This window comes from Pseudomonas sp. BF-R-19, from assembly GCF_019956445.1.
In the GTDB taxonomy this organism is placed as follows: domain Bacteria; phylum Pseudomonadota; class Gammaproteobacteria; order Pseudomonadales; family Pseudomonadaceae; genus Aquipseudomonas; species Aquipseudomonas fluorescens_BH.
Genome location: NZ_JAHBDN010000044.1, coordinates 12,774 through 28,716, shown reverse-complemented (window position 1 = coordinate 28,716; position 15,943 = coordinate 12,774). Strand labels below are relative to the sequence as shown.

Sequence of the window (15,943 nt, the reverse complement as noted above, 5' to 3'; positions counted from 1 at the left end):
GAGCAAGCCCGCTCCCACAGGGTAGGTCCGCGTTCTATCTTGAACTGCCTCTACTCTCGCTCAAGTTGACGTTAACGTAAAGGGTGATTGACAGCCATTCGTCACAGGCTTACGTTAACGTAAAGGTGAGAATCCATTGACAGTCTCACCAACCGACAAAAAAGCCAAAAGGTGACCCATGAGCTATCCATCCCTGAATTTTGCCCTCGGTGAAACCATCGACATGCTGCGCGATCAGGTCCAGTCCTTCGTCGCCAAGGAGATCGCCCCGCGCGCCGCTCAGATCGACATCGACAACCTGTTCCCCGCCGACCTGTGGCGCAAATTCGGCGACATGGGCCTGCTGGGCATTACCGTGCCGGAAGAATACGGCGGTGCCGGCCTGGGTTACCTGGCCCACGTGGTGGCCATGGAAGAAATCAGCCGTGGCTCGGCTTCGGTGGCGCTGTCCTACGGCGCCCACTCCAATCTGTGCGTCAACCAGATCAACCGCAACGGCAACCACGAACAGAAATCCAAATACCTACCGAAGCTGATCAGCGGCGAGCACATCGGCGCCCTGGCCATGAGCGAGCCGAATGCCGGTTCCGACGTGGTGTCGATGAAACTGCGCGCCGACAAACGCGGCGACAAGTACGTGCTCAACGGCAGCAAGACCTGGATCACCAACGGTCCGGACGCCAACACCTACGTGATCTACGCCAAGACCGACCTGGAAAAGGGCCCCCACGGCATCACTGCGTTCATCGTCGAGCGCGACTGGAAAGGCTTCAGCCGCAGCAACAAATTCGACAAGCTCGGCATGCGCGGTTCGAACACCTGCGAGCTGTTTTTCGATGACGTCGAAGTGCCGGAAGAAAACATCCTCGGCGTGCTCAACGGCGGCGTGAAAGTGCTGATGAGCGGCCTCGACTACGAGCGCGTTGTTCTTTCAGGTGGCCCGACCGGGATCATGCAGGCGTGCATGGACCTGATCGTGCCGTACATCCACGACCGCAAGCAGTTCGGCCAAAGCATCGGCGAATTCCAGTTGATCCAGGGCAAGGTCGCCGACATGTACACCCAACTCAACGCCAGCCGCGCCTACCTGTACGCCGTGGCCCAGGCCTGCGAGCGCGGCGAAACCACGCGCAAGGACGCCGCTGGGGTGATCCTCTACAGCGCCGAACGCGCCACGCAAATGGCTCTCGACGCGATCCAGATTCTCGGCGGCAACGGCTACATCAATGAATTCCCGGCCGGTCGTCTGTTGCGTGACGCCAAGCTGTACGAAATCGGCGCTGGCACCAGTGAGATCCGTCGCATGCTGATCGGTCGCGAACTGTTCAACGAAACCCGCTAAACGGAGCTGTCCATGGCTACCCTGCATACCCAGCTCAACCCTCGTTCAGCGGAGTTCGCCACCAACAGCGCGGCGATGCTCAAGCAGGTCGACGCGTTGCATACCCTGCTCGCCCAAGTGGCGCAAGGTGGCGGCCCGAAGGCTCAGGAACGCCACACCTCGCGGGGCAAACTGCTGCCCCGTGAGCGCATCAACCGCTTGCTCGATCCGGGTTCGCCATTTTTGGAAATCAGCCAACTGGCGGCATACGAGGTGTATGGCGAGGACGTCCCCGCCGCTGGCGTGATTGCCGGGATCGGTCGTGTGGAAGGCGTCGAATGCATGATCGTCGCCAACGACGCCACCGTGAAAGGTGGCTCGTATTACCCGCTGACCGTGAAAAAACACCTGCGCGCCCAGACCATCGCCCAGCAGAATCGCCTGCCGTGCATCTATCTGGTGGATTCGGGCGGCGCCAACCTGCCGCGCCAGGATGAAGTGTTTCCGGACCGCGAGCACTTCGGGCGGATCTTCTTCAACCAGGCCAACATGAGCGCCATGGGCATTCCGCAGATTGCCGTGGTCATGGGCTCCTGCACCGCTGGCGGCGCCTATGTACCGGCGATGGCCGATGAAGCAATCATGGTCCGCGAACAGGCGACGATCTTCCTCGCCGGCCCGCCGCTGGTGAAAGCCGCGACCGGTGAGGTGGTCAGTGCCGAGGAGCTCGGCGGGGCCGATGTGCACTGCAAGATTTCCGGTGTGGCCGACCATTACGCTGAGAGCGATGAACACGCCCTGGCACTGGCCCGTCGCAGCATCGCCAACCTCAACTGGCGCAAGCAGGGCGAGGTTCAGCAGCGCACCCCCATCGCCCCGCTCTACAGCAGCGACGAGTTGTACGGCGTGGTACCGGCCGACGCCAAGCAACCCTTTGACGTGCGTGAAGTGATTGCGCGGCTGGTGGATGGTTCGGTGTTCGACGAGTTCAAGGCGCTGTTCGGAACCACGCTGGTCTGCGGTTTTGCTTACCTGCACGGTTACCCGATCGCGATCCTCGCCAACAACGGCATCCTCTTCGCTGAAGCAGCGCAGAAAGGCGCGCACTTTATCGAGCTTGCCTGTCAGCGCGGCATCCCGCTGTTGTTCCTGCAGAACATCACCGGCTTCATGGTCGGCCAGAAGTACGAGGCTGGCGGTATCGCCAAGCACGGCGCAAAACTGGTGACCGCTGTGGCCTGCGCCAAGGTGCCGAAGTTCACCGTGATCATCGGCGGCAGTTTTGGCGCCGGTAACTACGGCATGTGCGGCCGCGCCTACGATCCGCGCTTCTTGTGGATGTGGCCGAATGCGCGCATCGGCGTGATGGGTGCCGAACAGGCGGCCGGCGTGCTGGTGCAGGTCAAGCGCGAACAGGCTGAACGCGGTGGCCATGGTTTCAGCGCCGAGCAGGAAGCCGATATCAAGCAGCCGATCCTCGACCAGTACGAAGAACAGGGTCACCCCTACTATTCCAGCGCGCGCCTGTGGGACGACGGTGTCATCGACCCGGCCCAGACCCGCGACGTACTGGCCCTGGCCTTGTCCGCGTCGTTGAACGCGCCAATCGAACCGAGCCGCTTCGGCGTGTTCCGGATGTGATTTTCTGTGGGAGCGGGCTTGCTCGCGAAGGATTCACCGCGGTTCATCTGATGCACCGCGTTATCGTTCTTCGCGAGCAAGCCCGCTCCCACAAGGACCGTGGAGACGGACGAACATGAGCGACTTCAACACCCTCGAACTGCTGACCGACCCCCGTGGTTTTGCCACGCTGTGGCTCAGCCGTGAAGAAAAGAACAACGCCTTCAATGCCGAAATGATCCGCGAGCTGATCCTCGCCCTCGACAAAGTCGCGAGCGATGCCAGCCTGCGGTTTCTGATCGTGCGCGGTCGCGGCAAGCATTTCAGCGCCGGCGCCGACCTGGCCTGGATGCAGCAATCGGCCGAGCTCGATTACGCCACCAACCTCGATGACGCCCGGGAACTGGCGGAGTTGATGTACAACCTGGCCAAACTGAAAGTCCCGACCCTGGCGGTGGTGCAAGGCGCAGCCTTCGGTGGCGCGCTGGGCCTGATCAGTTGCTGCGACATGGCCATCGGCGCCGATGACGCGCAGTTCTGCCTGTCGGAAGTGCGCATCGGCCTGGCGCCGGCGGTGATCAGCCCGTTCGTGGTGCAAGCCATCGGCGAGCGCGCGACCCGTCGCTATGCCTTGACCGCTGAGCGCTTCGGCGGGCAACGGGCACGGGAAATCGGTTTGTTGTCGGAGAGCTATGCAAGTGCCGAGCTGGAACAGAAAATCGAGCAGTGGATCGACAATCTGCTGCTCAACAGTCCGGCCGCGATGCGCGCCAGCAAGGACCTGTTGCGCGAAGTCGGCGACGGCTCACTGACCCCGGCATTGCGCCGCTACACCGAAAATGCCATCGCCCGCATCCGCGTCAGCCCCGAAGGCCAGGAAGGCCTGCGCGCCTTCCTGCAAAAACGTCCGCCGAACTGGCAAGCACAAACCACCAAGGAGCCCCGTTGATGAGCGCACCTGTCCTCACCACCCTGCTGGTGGCCAACCGTGGCGAAATCGCTTGCCGGGTGATGCGTACCGCCAAGGCCCTGGGCCTGACCACCGTGGCCGTGCACAGCGCCACCGACCGTGACGCCCGGCACAGCCGCGAAGCTGACATTCGGGTCGACCTCGGTGGCAGCAAAGCCGCCGACAGCTATCTGCAGATCGACAAACTGATCGCCGCCGCCAAGGCCAGCGGCGCCCAGGCGATTCACCCCGGCTATGGCTTTTTGTCGGAGAACGCCGGGTTCGCCCGCGCCATCGAAAACGCCGGCATGATATTCCTCGGCCCGCCCGCCTCGGCCATCGACGCCATGGGCAGCAAATCCGCCGCCAAAGCCTTGATGGAAACCGCTGGCGTGCCGCTGGTGCCCGGTTATCACGGCGAAGCCCAGGACCTGGAAACCTTCCGCACCGCCTGCGAACGCATCGGCTACCCGGTGCTGCTCAAGGCCACCGCGGGTGGCGGTGGCAAAGGCATGAAAGTGGTCGAGGACGTCAGCCAACTGGCCGAAGCCCTGGCCTCGGCCCAGCGTGAGGCGCAATCGTCGTTCGGCGACTCGCGGATGCTGGTGGAAAAATACCTGCTCAAACCACGTCACGTGGAAATCCAGGTGTTCGCCGACCAGCACGGCAACTGCCTGTACCTCAACGAACGCGACTGCTCGATTCAGCGCCGCCACCAGAAAGTCGTCGAAGAAGCTCCGGCGCCAGGCCTGAGCCCGGAGTTGCGGCGCGCCATGGGTGAGGCCGCCGTGCGTTCGGCGCAGGCCATCGGTTATGTCGGCGCCGGCACCGTGGAATTTCTGCTGGATGCGCGCGGCGAATTCTTCTTCATGGAGATGAACACCCGTCTGCAAGTGGAACACCCGGTGACCGAAGCCATCACCGGCCTCGACCTGGTGGCCTGGCAGATTCGCGTGGCACGGGGCGAAGCGTTGCCGATGACTCAGGACCAGGTGCCGCTGGTGGGTCACGCGATCGAAGTACGACTGTATGCCGAAGACCCGGGCAATGATTTCCTGCCGGCGACCGGTCGTCTGGAGCTGTATCGCGAATCCGCCCAAGGGCCGGGGCGTCGAGTGGACAGTGGCGTTGAAGAAGGCGACGAGATCTCGCCGTTCTACGACCCGATGCTCGGCAAGTTGATTGCCTGGGGTGAAGATCGTGAACAGGCGCGTTTGCGCCTGCTGAGCATGCTCGACGAATTCGCCATTGGCGGGTTGAAGACCAACATCAATTTCCTGCGGCGCATCATCGGTCACCCGGCGTTTGCCGCTGCCGAACTGGATACCGGCTTCATTCCGCGCTATCAGGAGCAGTTGCTGCCGGCCCCTGCGGAACTCAGCGATGATTTCTGGCAAGCCGCCGCCCAGGCGTTTGCCCAGAGCCAGCCGCCTGCCACCCGATCCGATGACCCGAGTTCGCCATGGGCGGCAGGTAACGGGCTGCGCGCTGGATTGCCGAGAGAAATCACCCTTCACTTGAGCTGTGAAGGCCAGGACCGGGCTCTGACCCTGGGCGACATCAATGCCCACAGCGCTCTGCTCAAGGGCGAGCATCTGCTGACCGAGCAGGCTGGTGTGCGCCGTCAACACCGCGCGATACGCCGTGGCGAACATGTGTATTTGCAGTGGGATGGCGAGTTGCACCGCATCGAGGCTTACGACCCGATCAGCGCCGTCGAGGCCAGCCACAGCCATCACGGCGGACTGACCGCCCCCATGAACGGCAGCATCGTCCGCGTGCTGGTGGAGGCCGGGCAATCGGTCGAAGCCGGGGCGCAATTGGTGGTACTTGAAGCGATGAAGATGGAGCACAGCATCCGCGCGCCCCATGCCGGGGTGATCAAGGCGCTGTATTGCCAGGAAGGCGAGATGGTCAGCGAAGGCAGTGCGCTGGTCGAACTGGAAGAAGCGTGAAATGAAGATCGGTCCTACGCATCGCGAGGACCGATCCGATCAGAACCTGGCTGTTGCCTGAACCACTACACCGATGATTCGACATTCTTCGGTGTACAAGGCTTTCGGATACGTCGGATTGAGCGGGACCAGATAACGCTGCCCGCCCTCTTCGATGAGCTTGCGGAACGTGGCTTCGGTGCTGTCCGGCCACTGGGCAATGACCAGTTTGCCAGGCTCGGCGTCCACCGCCGGGTCCACCAGGATCAGCATGCCTTCCGGGATGCTGATGCCACTGGGTGCGGTCATCGCATCACCTGCCACTCTCAACCAGAATGCCGGCCCCCGGGCGTGGTAATCGGACAGTTCAAAGTGCCCTTTTCCGTACGCCGGGACCTCGCCGTCGCGCACTTCGGCAGGTTCGCGCCAGTCACTGACCGGGTAGCGAAAGTACGGGTTGTACTTCTGTGTCAGGGGGATTTCGTCATCCGTTGACGCCTGCGGTTCCCGGATCACCAGCGCCACTTCGAGAAACTCGAGGCCCAGCGCCCGCAGCACACGGTTCATGTCTTCGATGCCGGGTTCGCGACGTTTATTGAGCCAGTGGCCAATGCCGCCCTGGGACATCCCGAGGCGCTCGGCGAGTATCTCTTGAGTGATTTTGAGTTCACTCATCTTGGCCTTGACCAATTCAATCCATTTATCCATGTGCGGCACGATACGTGGGCGACTCCGGCCAGCAAAACACAAAATGTAGTATTTAAATTATCGTCACAAATACAGTTCGTATTAGGATCGATTCACGGATCTGAATCTAACACGGAGCTTGCCATCACCATGAACCAACCCACCAATGACCTGCCGGACATGCAAATCGACACCACTTTCACTTCGCCCCTGGGCTCAGCGGCGGCACAACGCGCGCTGGACTATTACTTGAAACCAGCTATTTCGGAGGAAGTGGCCGAGCCGCGTTTTTTTGATGTGAACCGCAATATCAGCGGCGAAGAGGCGCTGGTCCATGCTTTGGACCTGTTGCGCTGTGCTGCCGCCACTGCGTACGAGTCAGCCAATCACCTGCAAGGCGCAAATCGCGACCTGGCGTTTTCGACGGTGCACATGATCGACATGGCCAAGGCGATGGTCGATCGATCACTGGAGAAGTATGAAAACGGTTGAGGTAAGAAGGCAAATCGAGAGGACAGGAAAGAATTTTCCTGTCGGGCAGGTAAAAACGCTTGACCCGCAAACGAGAATGATTATTATTGCACCAACTGATCGCGAGATCAGTCGATGGACCAGGTGACCTTAGGTCGGTCTCCCGGACTATCTCCTCATCAGGCTAATCACGGTTTTTGACCCGGCTTTTTGCCGGGTCTTTTTTTGCCAGTTTTCTGGCTTTGGCTTCAGGCTAATGAAGTCTTTGGGTGCCGCAAATTCGATGGCGCGGATGATATCAAAAGAATGCCGGTTGGCAAGAGAAGCCCGGCATCATGGGTTGAAACCAGCGACAGATAGCACTTGAGAATCAATCGCACAGTCTCTAAGCTGCGACGGCGTCAAGGAGGACGCCCCCCACCTCTGCATCCCGCAATTTCCCTCGGTTTCACCCCACTCTTGCGTGTAAAGTAGCCGCCATAAAAAATCATATTCAGGATCCGATTATGGCCGTGGCTAAATCCTCTTTCGACATCAGTGCCAACTTCGACAGCGGCAACATCCAAGTCATCGACATCAGCGATCCGCTCAAACCGCTTCTGGCCATTCGCCCGGACACCCGCAGTGCCCATTTCCAGTGGTTCCACTTCAAGGCCAGCGGCCTGCATGTCGGCCAGGAGCACTGGTTTCGCCTGAACAATGCCAGCCAATCCTCCTATAACAAGGCCTGGACCGGTTATCAGGCGGTGGCGTCCTACGATCACGTCAACTGGTTCCGCGTACCCACCATTTTCGAAGGCGACTGCCTGCGTTTCAGCCTCGAAGCCGAGCAGACCCATGCCTGGTTCGCCTACTTCGAACCCTACAGCCGTGGTCGCCACGACTGGCTGATCGAGCAGGCGCTGACCAAGGCCGGCACCGAACTGCTGGCCACCGGCAAGAGTGTCGAAGGTCGCGACATCCAGTTACTGCGCAAAGGTACCGGCGCCGAAGGCCAGCGCAAAGTGTGGATCATCGCCCAGCAACATCCGGGCGAGCACATGGCCGAGTGGTTCATGGAAGGCGTGATCGAGCGCTTGGAAAAGCACGACGACCCGGTGCTGAACAAACTGCTGGCCAGCGCCGACCTGTACCTGGTGCCGAACATGAACCCGGATGGCGCTTTCCACGGGCACCTGCGCACCAACGCCATGGGCCAGGACCTGAACCGCGCCTGGCAGAACGCCAGCCAGGAAATCAGCCCGGAAGTCTTTTTCGTACAGCAGCAGATGGAAAAGTACGGCGTCGATATGTTCCTCGACGCTCACGGTGATGAGGAAATTCCTCACGTGTTCACCGCCGGTTGCGAAGGTAATCCAGGCTACACGCCACGGATCGAAAAGCTTGAAGAGCACTTCCGCAGCCACCTGAAGCACACCACCAAAGACTTCCAGACCAAGTACGGCTACACCCGCGACGAACCGGGCCAGGCCAACATGACGCTGGCCTGCAACAGTGTGGGTCAGAAATATGACTGCCTGTCGTTGACCCTGGAAATGCCGTTCAAGGATCACGACGATCATCCAAATCCGTTGACCGGGTGGTCGGGCAAGCGGTCGAAGCAGTTGGGCAAGGATGTACTCACTACCATTGCGGATATGGTCGATACCCTGCGCTGATCATCCTTCAAAATCAAAAGATCGCTACCTGCCGCAGGCTGCGATCTTTTTCTCCATTGCAACTAGCCGCGATCCTTACCCCGCAACATGCTGTCCAGCACCACATCGCGGCGCACCCAGCCGTGAAACAACGCGGCCGCCAAATGCAGCAATACGGTCAGAAACAGCAAATACGCCAGATACCCATGCGCCTTGCGCAAAAACGCAAACACCTGTGCATTGGCCGGCACAATCGACGGTAATTGCAGCGAGCTGCTGAGCATCACCGGTTCGCCAGAGGCCGAAATCATCGCCCAGCCCAGCAGCGGCAAAACCAGCATCAATACATACAACAAGACATGCGAGGCCTTGGCCGCGAGTACTTGCACACCCGGCATGTCCGCCGGCAGAGGTGGTTGCGTGGTGGAGAAACGCACCACCAGGCGCACGATCACCAACAGCAAGATCGCGACGCCCAAGGGTTTGTGCAGATGAATCAGCCATTCATGCCGTTCGGACACCGAGGCGACCATACCCGCGCCGATAAACAGCATGGCGATAATCATCAGCGCCATCAGCCAGTGCAGCAGGCGCGCCAGTGGGGCGAAGTGGTTCGGTTGAGTGCTCATTGCTGGGCCTCCTGTTTGGCGGCGGGCAACTGGCTGACTTCGCTGGTGCGACGCAGGTAGGAATTGGCGTAACCGGCTGAACGAGCGGCGAGCAGCGGGTCTTCGGAACCTTCGATCCCTGCAGGCAACACCAGCGGATCGTAATTGATGTCACGGCATTCGCCGTTGAGTTGCGGCTGAGTCTTTTCAAGCACCAGAGTGCCAGCATTCAACACCTTGCGCCCTTCGGGCCATGCCTTGCTGGCGTCGTTGACCGGATCGCCCGGGTTGGCCAGGGTAATGTTCAACTGCCAGCGCAACGGGCCCGCGGCGATTCGCTGAACCAGGTCTTTCTCCAGAAAATCACTGCCCTCTGGCGCCGTGGCCCCGGGTGCGTCCTGGGCCAGTGGCACCATGTTCCAGCGCACGGCCTGGCGTTGACCGGCGGCGTTGACCAGGTAGAACGCATTGACGCTGTTGTAGTTTTCGGTCACGTAACTGGCCGACGGCTTGGCGGTCTTGATCCAGGCCAGGAACGGTGCGGCTTCCGGGTGCGAAGCAAAAAACGCCGGTACCGCCTTGGGGTCCGGTTTGCCGGTGGCCGGGTCTGGCGACTGGGCTTTTTGCAATTGATAGAACGCCTCGGGCGTGCCCACCGGGAACACCGGCATGCTGTTCATCCCGGTGCGCCACTGCTGGCCGTTGGCCTGAGTGAAGCGCAAGGCCATGCTGCGGATCGGCACGGCACTGTCCGGCGCGTAAGGGTTGCCGGACCCCAAGGCGAAACGCCCCACCACCGGTGTCCGTGCTTCGTTGAACACCTGGGCGGTGGAATAGCTGCGCGCATCAAGGCTGCTCTCGAAATGCCCGATCACGCACACACCTTTGGAATGGTTGCGACGGAAACCCGGATGCACGCCATTGTTGGTTTCCAGCACGTTGATCAGTTTCTTCGGGGTCAAGCGCTGTGGGTCAAAGGTGCCGTTGACGTAGGCAAACGCCCCAGCCACGGCGGCAACGAGCACGGCGATGCCAGCCAAACGCAACGTCAGGCTCGCCGCACTCAAGGGTGGCCGGGTTGGCGGTGATGATCGATCTACCATGAAAGACTCCAGGGCCATCGGCCACAAATGAGAAGAATCAAGCAGACGAACCGCACGCAGGTTTATTCCCACGCGCGGTTTTTATTTTTTCTGACGTGGAATAACCTCGAATGCCGGGCGTCTTCCTGGTCCACAGTCCAGCGTAGTGACTAGCCAGAACTTCATGAACGATATCGACGAACAACTCAGAGAAATCATTCCCGGAATGCGGCGGTTTGCCGTGTCGTTGACGCGCAACACCAGCAGCGCTGACGACCTGGTGCAGGCGAGCCTGGAGCGGGCATTGTCGAGTTGGAGCGGTAAACGCGCCGAGGGCGACTTGCGCGCCTGGCTGTTCTCGATTGTCTATCGGCAGTTTCTCGATGCGCACCGCCGCTCCCGGCGCTATGCGCGCATGCTCGAGTTCTTCACCGGGCGTGACGATGCCCAGCCCTCGGTGGAGCGCACCGTTATCGCTCAATCGACCCTCAGCGCTTTCGATCAACTGCCCACCGAGCAACGCGCGCTGCTGCTCTGGGTGTCGGTGGAAGGCCTGAGCTACAAAGAGGTCGCCGGGATTCTCGACGTACCCACCGGCACCGTGATGTCCCGCCTGTCCCGGGCTCGCCAGGCCCTGCGCCAACTCAGCGATGGCGAAATCAACCGCCCATCCCTGCGGAGACTCAAATGATCAGCATGCCCCCCAGCGAGCGTGACCTGCACGCTTACGTCGACCACCAACTGAGCGACGCCGACCGACGCCTGGTGGAGACTTTTCTCGCCAGCAATGCGGAAACTGCCGCACAGGTACGCGCCTGGCAGCAAGATGCCCAGCAACTGCGCGCAGCCCTGAGTGGCGCATTGCAGCAACCGGCCAACCCGGCTCTCGATCCGGCCATGATTCGCCAGCGCCTCAAACGCCAATCGCGGCGACACCTGGCCAGCGCAGCGGTGTTGTTGATCGCCGTGAGCATCGGCGGTTTCAGCGGCTGGCAGGCACGGGAAATGACCTTCGTCAGCACTCAGCTGCCGATGACCGATGCCCTGCAGGCCTATCGTCTGATCGCTCAGCAAGGGATCTTGCCGGCCGACTACAAGGCTGGCGATGACGGGGATATGCAGGGCTGGCTCGACCGCTATTTCACCCAGGCCAATCGCTTGCCGGACTTGTCTGGTGCAGGCTTCAAGCCGGCCAGCGGACGCTTGCTCAGCACCGAACAAGGGCCGGCGGCGATGGTGGTGTATGAAAACCAGGGCGGGCAGAAAATCAGTTTCTACGTGCGCCCGCCTGGACCGAAAAACTTCATGCTGCCAAGAGGCAGTCGCAGCGATGGCGGCTTGCAGGCCGAGTACTGGTCCGGAAGTGGCTACAACTATGCGATGGTCAGCCCGGCGGATACGCCGGCGGCGCGGATGCTCAAACAGACCGTACAGTTCTGATCACACCACCCGCCCACTGTGGGAGCGAGCTTGCTCGCGATGACGGCCTGACCGTCACTGAGATGCTGCCTGACAGACCGCTATCGCGAGCAAGCCCGCTCCCACAGGGGATTTGTGAGGTCATGTAAATCTTACCCTTGCCCAAACACCTGCGAAGGCCGGCGCAGTAGCGGGTCGAACGGATTGATCCGCGGCCCGATCAGCGCCGCTTCGCGCTTGAGCATGTCCACCACCGTCGGCAGGCGATCCGGGCCCAATCGGTCACTCACGGTCGCCACACTCAACGCCGCCACCGCGCGACCTTCACGATCGAGAATCGGCACGGCCACCCCGGCCATGCCCTGCAGCACGCCGGTATTGCGCCCGGCGTAACCCAGGGCGCGCACGTTGTCGACTTCCGAGCGCAGGAACACCTCGTCATACAGGTGGAAGTCTTTCAGGCGCGGCAAGTTGTAATGGATGACGGTGTCGCGCTCCTCCTCCGGCAGGAACGCCAGAATCGCCAGGCTGCCCTGCCCCACGCCAAGCGCTACACGCCCGCCGATATCCCCGGTAAAGGTGCGGATCGGGAACGGCCCTTCGCTGCGGTCCAGACAGATCGCATCAAAGCCGCAGCGTGCCAGCAAAAACAACGAATCACCCAGCGACGCCGAGAGTCTCAGCAGCGCCGGCCGCGCCAGTTCGCGCAAGTTTCCGGTGTTGCCCGCACGAGCCGCCAGAGCGAAAAAGTCCAGGCTCAGGCGATAGCGTTTACTGCGCGCATCCTGCTCGACCATGCCCTCGTCCATCAAGCTGCGCAGCAACCGGTGCGTGGTCGGTTGCGATAAACCGATGCGCTGCGCCAGTTGCGTCACCCGCTCGCCGCCCTCGACGGTATCACCCAGTGTTCGCAGTACCGCAAACAATCTTGAGACGGCGCCAACACCGACTTCATTTCTGCTTTCATTCCGCTCAATGGAATCTTGCATCTTATTTTCCGATTATTAATTTACTGATCGAATAAAACTTAAAATAGTCATCGCCTCAGTGAAATAGGCCATTGAGCCCATCCTAGTCTTCGTCCTACTCTGCGTCCAGACAGGGGCGATTCGAACAACAGCGGCAGCCGACTCAAGTCGAGCGCCACGCACCCCGGCAACATCTTTTCGTATCTGCCCATACAAAAAAGCGCGCCTTTGGGTGACGCATAACAATCTCAGGTGGAGCGCAGTCATGGCTTTTGTGCAACTTGAAAAACTCTGCAAACGCTACGGCGAAATCGACGCCGTCGTCGCCACCGACCTCTCGGTCGAGAAAGGTGAATTCGTGTCCTTGCTCGGCCCCTCGGGGTGCGGCAAGACCACCACCCTGCAAATGATTGCCGGTTTCGTCGAAGTCACCAGCGGGCGCATCGTGCTCGATGGCCGCGACATCACCCACGCCAAACCCGCCAGCCGCGGGTTGGGGGTGGTGTTCCAGAGCTACGCGCTGTTCCCGCACATGACCGTCAAGGACAACGTCGCCTTCGGCCTGCGCATGCGCAAAGTGCCGAACGCCGATATCCAGCAGCGAGTCGACCGGGTACTGAAACTGGTGCGTCTGAATCAGCACGCCGAGCGTTACCCGCGGGAGCTTTCCGGTGGTCAGCGCCAGCGCGTCGCCCTGGCCCGCGCCCTGGTGATTCAGCCGCCGGTGCTTTTGCTGGATGAACCACTGTCCAATCTCGACGCCAATCTGCGCGAAGAGATGCAGTTCGAGATCCGCCGCATCCAGCGCGAAGTTGCAATCACCACGCTGATGGTCACCCACGACCAGTCGGAAGCGCTGTCCATCAGCGACCGTGTCGTGGTGATGCAGGCCGGGCGCATCACCCAGATCGACGCGCCCTACACCCTCTACGAACACCCGCGCACCGAGTTCATATCCGGATTCGTCGGCAAGGCCAATCTGCTGCCCGGCGAGCGCAATGGTGCCGGTATGGTTCAGGTATGCAGTGTTGGCAATGGCGATCTGACCCTGAGCCTGCGGCCGGAAAAAATCGATCTGCGCGATGCTGGCCACGGTCGTTTGCAAGGCAAGATCGTCAGTCGGTTTTTCCTCGGCAGCCAATGGCTGTACGGCGTCGGGACAAGCCTGGGCGAACTCTGCGTGGTGCGCCGCAACGATGGCTCGGCGCCGTTGAACGAAGGCACTGCAGTCGGTCTTGACTGGGACACGGCGCTGCTGCGAGTGCTGAGTGTCGACGAGGTGCCAGCATGAGTACGCTCACCGCCACCCGCCAGGGGTATTGGCTGTCTGCGCCGGCCCTGGCCTTGTACCTCAGTTTGCTGGTCATCCCGCTGGGATTGACCCTGGTGCTGTCATTCAACGTCTTCGACTACAACTCGGGGATCAACGGCGACGCCTACACCGTCGAGCACTACAGCAACCTGCTGGGCGATCCGTATTTCTACGAGATCTTTCTGCGCACCTTGTGGATCAGCGCCCTGACCACTTTGCTCTGCGTGCTGATCGGCGTACCCGAGGCCTACATCCTCAGTCGCATGGGCACCCCCTGGCGCTCGATTTTCCTGATTCTGATCCTCACTCCGCTGCTGATTTCGGTGGTGGTGCGCGCCTTCGGCTGGAGCCTGTTGCTCGGCGCCGACGGCTTGGTCAACCAGACCCTGCAAGCCCTCGGCGGCTCACCGATGAAGCTGCTCTACACGCCGTTCGCTGTGGTGATTGCGCTGGTCCACGTGATGCTGCCGTTCATGATCATTCCGGTCTGGACCTCGCTGCAGAAACTCGACCCCGCCGCCGAACAAGCCGCGCTGTCGCTGGGCGCCAGTCACTTCACGGTGATTCGCCAGGTCGTGCTGCCACAGGTCATGCCGGGTGTGTTGTCCGGCACATTGATCGTGTTTGGCCTGGCCGCCAGTTCTTTCGCGATCCCCGGCCTGCTCGGCGGTCGTCGGCTGAAGATGGTTGCCACGCTGATCTACGACCAGTACCTGTCGGAACTCAATTGGCCCATGGGCGCGGCCATTGCCGTGGCTCTGCTGCTCATCAACCTGCTGATCATGCTGTCGTGGAATCGCATGATCGAAGGCCGCTACAAGAAGTCATTGGGATAATTCGTCATGTCCAGGAACGGTCCTTTCGCCCTGCTGTTTCATACCCTGGTGGTGTTGTTCATGATGGCGCCGCTGGTGGTGGTTTGCCTCGTGGCCTTCACCCCGGAAAATACCCTGAGCCTGCCAACCACGGAGTTCTCTCTACGCTGGTTTCGCGCGGTGTTCGAACGTGCCGATTTTGTCGATGCGTTCTACAACAGCCTGATCCTGGCGTTCAGTGCCGCCACCCTGGCGACGCTGATTGCGGTGCCCGCCGCGCTGGCGATCACTAGATTCGAGTTTCCCGGTCGGGACTTCCTCAACGGCCTGTTTCTGTCGCCGATCATCATTCCGCACCTGGTACTCGGTGTGGCGTTGCTGCGCCTGTTTGCGTTGCTGGGTGTCAATGGCAGCTTCGCCTGGCTGATCTTCGCCCACGTGCTGGTGATTACACCGTATGTGCTGCGTCTGGTGCTGGCCTCGGCCATTGGCCTGGATCGCAGCGCCGAACACGCCGCGCAATCCTTGGGTGCCGGGCGCTTCACGCTGTTCCGCCAGATCACCCTGCCGATGATTCTGCCGGGGGTGGCCGGTGGCTGGTTGCTGGCGTTCATCAACAGTTTCGACGAAGTCACGCTGTCGATTTTCGTCACCTCGCCGGCCACACAAACCCTGCCGGTGCGCATGTACGTGTACGCCACTGAATCCATCGATCCGATGATGGCGGCGGTGTCGGCACTGGTGATTGCGCTGACCGCGCTGACGATGATTCTGCTTGATCGGGTCTACGGCCTGGATCGGGTTCTGGTGGGTAAACAATGAGGGCGCCATGGCTCTGCTGAAACGACTGGCCGAGGCTGACCGCCCGGCCCTGGACTTTACCCTCGACGGCCATCCCGCCAGCGGTTTGCTCGGCGATACCGTGCTGACCGCCGTGCTGACTTGTAGCGAACATCTGCGCGGCAGCGACTTCAGCGCCGAACCCCGCGCCGGCTTCTGCCTGATGGGGGCCTGTCAGGATTGCTGGGTGCGACTGGGCGATGGCCGCCGGGTGCGCGCCTGCTCGACGCTGCTCGAAGCCGGGCAGCAGGTTTGCCGCGAACCGGGGCGATCGTTATGA

General features: G+C 61.1%; 16 protein-coding genes. 12 read left to right on the top strand and 4 right to left on the bottom strand.

What is annotated here, in order from left to right; all coding sequences use genetic code 11:
- Nucleotides 1–178 precede the first annotated feature (178 nt).
- The 4 genes from KGB28_RS10425 to KGB28_RS10410 all read left to right on the top strand — a co-directional run bounded on the left by KGB28_RS10425 (nucleotide 179) and on the right by KGB28_RS10410 (nucleotide 5,845).
- Complete coding sequence (locus KGB28_RS10425) at nucleotides 179–1,342, top strand: isovaleryl-CoA dehydrogenase (RefSeq protein WP_007946948.1); 1,164 nt, start codon at nucleotides 179–181, stop codon at nucleotides 1,340–1,342.
- Nucleotides 1,343–1,354: 12 nt separating this feature from the next.
- On the top strand, nucleotides 1,355–2,962 hold the full coding sequence (locus tag KGB28_RS10420; RefSeq protein ID WP_223444694.1) for a carboxyl transferase domain-containing protein: 1,608 nt from the start codon (nucleotides 1,355–1,357) through the stop codon (nucleotides 2,960–2,962).
- Between the two features lie 115 nt (nucleotides 2,963–3,077).
- On the top strand, nucleotides 3,078–3,890 hold the full coding sequence (locus KGB28_RS10415; protein WP_223444692.1) for a gamma-carboxygeranoyl-CoA hydratase: 813 nt from the start codon (nucleotides 3,078–3,080) through the stop codon (nucleotides 3,888–3,890).
- Nucleotides 3,890–5,845, top strand: coding sequence for an acetyl/propionyl/methylcrotonyl-CoA carboxylase subunit alpha (locus tag KGB28_RS10410; protein WP_223444690.1), 1,956 nt, complete (start codon nucleotides 3,890–3,892; stop codon nucleotides 5,843–5,845). Before KGB28_RS10415 ends, KGB28_RS10410 begins: the two co-directional genes overlap by 1 nt.
- Nucleotides 5,846–5,884: 39 nt before the next feature.
- Here KGB28_RS10410 and KGB28_RS10405 read toward each other — a convergent pair whose 3' ends face one another.
- Nucleotides 5,885–6,532, bottom strand: a complete 648-nt coding sequence (locus KGB28_RS10405; RefSeq protein WP_150725905.1) for a LexA family protein — start codon at nucleotides 6,530–6,532, stop codon at nucleotides 5,885–5,887.
- 129 nt (nucleotides 6,533–6,661) lie between these two features.
- Between KGB28_RS10405 and KGB28_RS10400 the strand changes: the two genes are divergently transcribed.
- Nucleotides 6,662–7,003 (top strand): DUF6124 family protein, encoded by a 342-nt coding sequence (locus KGB28_RS10400; protein ID WP_150725904.1) that lies wholly within the window; start codon nucleotides 6,662–6,664, stop codon nucleotides 7,001–7,003.
- Nucleotides 7,004–7,488: 485 nt separating this feature from the next.
- The gene (locus KGB28_RS10395) at nucleotides 7,489–8,640 is read left to right on the top strand and encodes a M14-type cytosolic carboxypeptidase (RefSeq protein ID WP_223444689.1); all 1,152 of its coding nucleotides are present in this window, start codon (nucleotides 7,489–7,491) and stop codon (nucleotides 8,638–8,640) included.
- A gap of 62 nt (nucleotides 8,641–8,702) precedes the next feature.
- Here KGB28_RS10395 and KGB28_RS10390 read toward each other — a convergent pair whose 3' ends face one another.
- Both KGB28_RS10390 and KGB28_RS10385 read right to left on the bottom strand, forming a co-directional pair.
- Nucleotides 8,703–9,248: a cytochrome b gene (locus KGB28_RS10390; protein WP_223444687.1), complete on the bottom strand. Its 546-nt coding sequence runs from the start codon at nucleotides 9,246–9,248 to the stop codon at nucleotides 8,703–8,705.
- Nucleotides 9,245–10,330: a catalase family peroxidase gene (locus KGB28_RS10385; protein WP_223444680.1), complete on the bottom strand. Its 1,086-nt coding sequence runs from the start codon at nucleotides 10,328–10,330 to the stop codon at nucleotides 9,245–9,247. The genes KGB28_RS10390 and KGB28_RS10385 overlap by 4 nt, the downstream gene beginning before the upstream one ends.
- A 163-nt stretch (nucleotides 10,331–10,493) precedes the next feature.
- Between KGB28_RS10385 and KGB28_RS10380 the strand changes: the two genes are divergently transcribed.
- Nucleotides 10,494–11,000, top strand: coding sequence for a sigma-70 family RNA polymerase sigma factor (locus tag KGB28_RS10380; RefSeq protein ID WP_223444678.1), 507 nt, complete (start codon nucleotides 10,494–10,496; stop codon nucleotides 10,998–11,000).
- Entirely contained in the window at nucleotides 10,997–11,749 is a 753-nt protein-coding gene (locus KGB28_RS10375; protein WP_223444676.1) for an anti-sigma factor family protein, read from the top strand. The genes KGB28_RS10380 and KGB28_RS10375 overlap by 4 nt, the downstream gene beginning before the upstream one ends.
- Before the next feature lie 131 nt (nucleotides 11,750–11,880).
- Here the strand turns inward: KGB28_RS10375 and KGB28_RS10370 are convergent, their stop codons facing one another.
- The gene (locus tag KGB28_RS10370; RefSeq protein WP_218430433.1) at nucleotides 11,881–12,717 is read right to left on the bottom strand and encodes an IclR family transcriptional regulator; all 837 of its coding nucleotides are present in this window, start codon (nucleotides 12,715–12,717) and stop codon (nucleotides 11,881–11,883) included.
- 244 nt (nucleotides 12,718–12,961) lie between these two features.
- Here KGB28_RS10370 and KGB28_RS10365 point away from each other — a divergent pair, with 244 nt between their 5' ends.
- The 4 genes from KGB28_RS10365 to KGB28_RS10350 are packed head-to-tail and all read left to right on the top strand — an operon-like array spanning nucleotide 12,962 to nucleotide 15,943.
- Nucleotides 12,962–13,987 carry an ABC transporter ATP-binding protein gene (locus KGB28_RS10365; RefSeq protein ID WP_223444674.1) on the top strand — a complete coding sequence of 342 codons (1,026 nt, stop codon included), beginning with the start codon at nucleotides 12,962–12,964 and terminating at the stop codon, nucleotides 13,985–13,987.
- Entirely contained in the window at nucleotides 13,984–14,844 is an 861-nt protein-coding gene (locus KGB28_RS10360; protein WP_223444672.1) for an ABC transporter permease, read from the top strand. Before KGB28_RS10365 ends, KGB28_RS10360 begins: the two co-directional genes overlap by 4 nt.
- 6 nt (nucleotides 14,845–14,850) lie before the next feature.
- Nucleotides 14,851–15,645 carry an ABC transporter permease gene (locus KGB28_RS10355; protein WP_223444670.1) on the top strand — a complete coding sequence of 265 codons (795 nt, stop codon included), beginning with the start codon at nucleotides 14,851–14,853 and terminating at the stop codon, nucleotides 15,643–15,645.
- Between the two features lie 7 nt (nucleotides 15,646–15,652).
- Nucleotides 15,653–15,943 (top strand): (2Fe-2S)-binding protein, encoded by a 291-nt coding sequence (locus KGB28_RS10350; protein ID WP_223444668.1) that lies wholly within the window; start codon nucleotides 15,653–15,655, stop codon nucleotides 15,941–15,943.

Excerpts from the sequence above, each read along its gene's own strand:
- KGB28_RS10420 (WP_223444694.1), top strand. The coding sequence starts at position 1,355 with ATGGCTACCCTGCATACCCAGCTCAACCCTCGTTCAGCGGAGTTCGCC.
- KGB28_RS10405 (WP_150725905.1), bottom strand. The coding sequence starts at position 6,532 with ATGGATAAATGGATTGAATTGGTCAAGGCCAAGATGAGTGAACTCAAA.
- KGB28_RS10375 (WP_223444676.1), top strand. The coding sequence starts at position 10,997 with ATGATCAGCATGCCCCCCAGCGAGCGTGACCTGCACGCTTACGTCGAC.
- KGB28_RS10390 (WP_223444687.1), bottom strand. The coding sequence starts at position 9,248 with ATGAGCACTCAACCGAACCACTTCGCCCCACTGGCGCGCCTGCTGCAC.
- KGB28_RS10380 (WP_223444678.1), top strand. The coding sequence starts at position 10,494 with ATGAACGATATCGACGAACAACTCAGAGAAATCATTCCCGGAATGCGG.
- KGB28_RS10370 (WP_218430433.1), bottom strand. The coding sequence starts at position 12,717 with ATGCAAGATTCCATTGAGCGGAATGAAAGCAGAAATGAAGTCGGTGTT.
- KGB28_RS10395 (WP_223444689.1), top strand. The coding sequence starts at position 7,489 with ATGGCCGTGGCTAAATCCTCTTTCGACATCAGTGCCAACTTCGACAGC.
- KGB28_RS10400 (WP_150725904.1), top strand. The coding sequence starts at position 6,662 with ATGAACCAACCCACCAATGACCTGCCGGACATGCAAATCGACACCACT.
- KGB28_RS10350 (WP_223444668.1), top strand. The coding sequence starts at position 15,653 with ATGGCTCTGCTGAAACGACTGGCCGAGGCTGACCGCCCGGCCCTGGAC.
- KGB28_RS10410 (WP_223444690.1), top strand. The coding sequence starts at position 3,890 with ATGAGCGCACCTGTCCTCACCACCCTGCTGGTGGCCAACCGTGGCGAA.
- KGB28_RS10360 (WP_223444672.1), top strand. The coding sequence starts at position 13,984 with ATGAGTACGCTCACCGCCACCCGCCAGGGGTATTGGCTGTCTGCGCCG.
- KGB28_RS10365 (WP_223444674.1), top strand. The coding sequence starts at position 12,962 with ATGGCTTTTGTGCAACTTGAAAAACTCTGCAAACGCTACGGCGAAATC.
- KGB28_RS10415 (WP_223444692.1), top strand. The coding sequence starts at position 3,078 with ATGAGCGACTTCAACACCCTCGAACTGCTGACCGACCCCCGTGGTTTT.
- KGB28_RS10425 (WP_007946948.1), top strand. The coding sequence starts at position 179 with ATGAGCTATCCATCCCTGAATTTTGCCCTCGGTGAAACCATCGACATG.
- KGB28_RS10355 (WP_223444670.1), top strand. The coding sequence starts at position 14,851 with ATGTCCAGGAACGGTCCTTTCGCCCTGCTGTTTCATACCCTGGTGGTG.
- KGB28_RS10385 (WP_223444680.1), bottom strand. The coding sequence starts at position 10,330 with ATGGTAGATCGATCATCACCGCCAACCCGGCCACCCTTGAGTGCGGCG.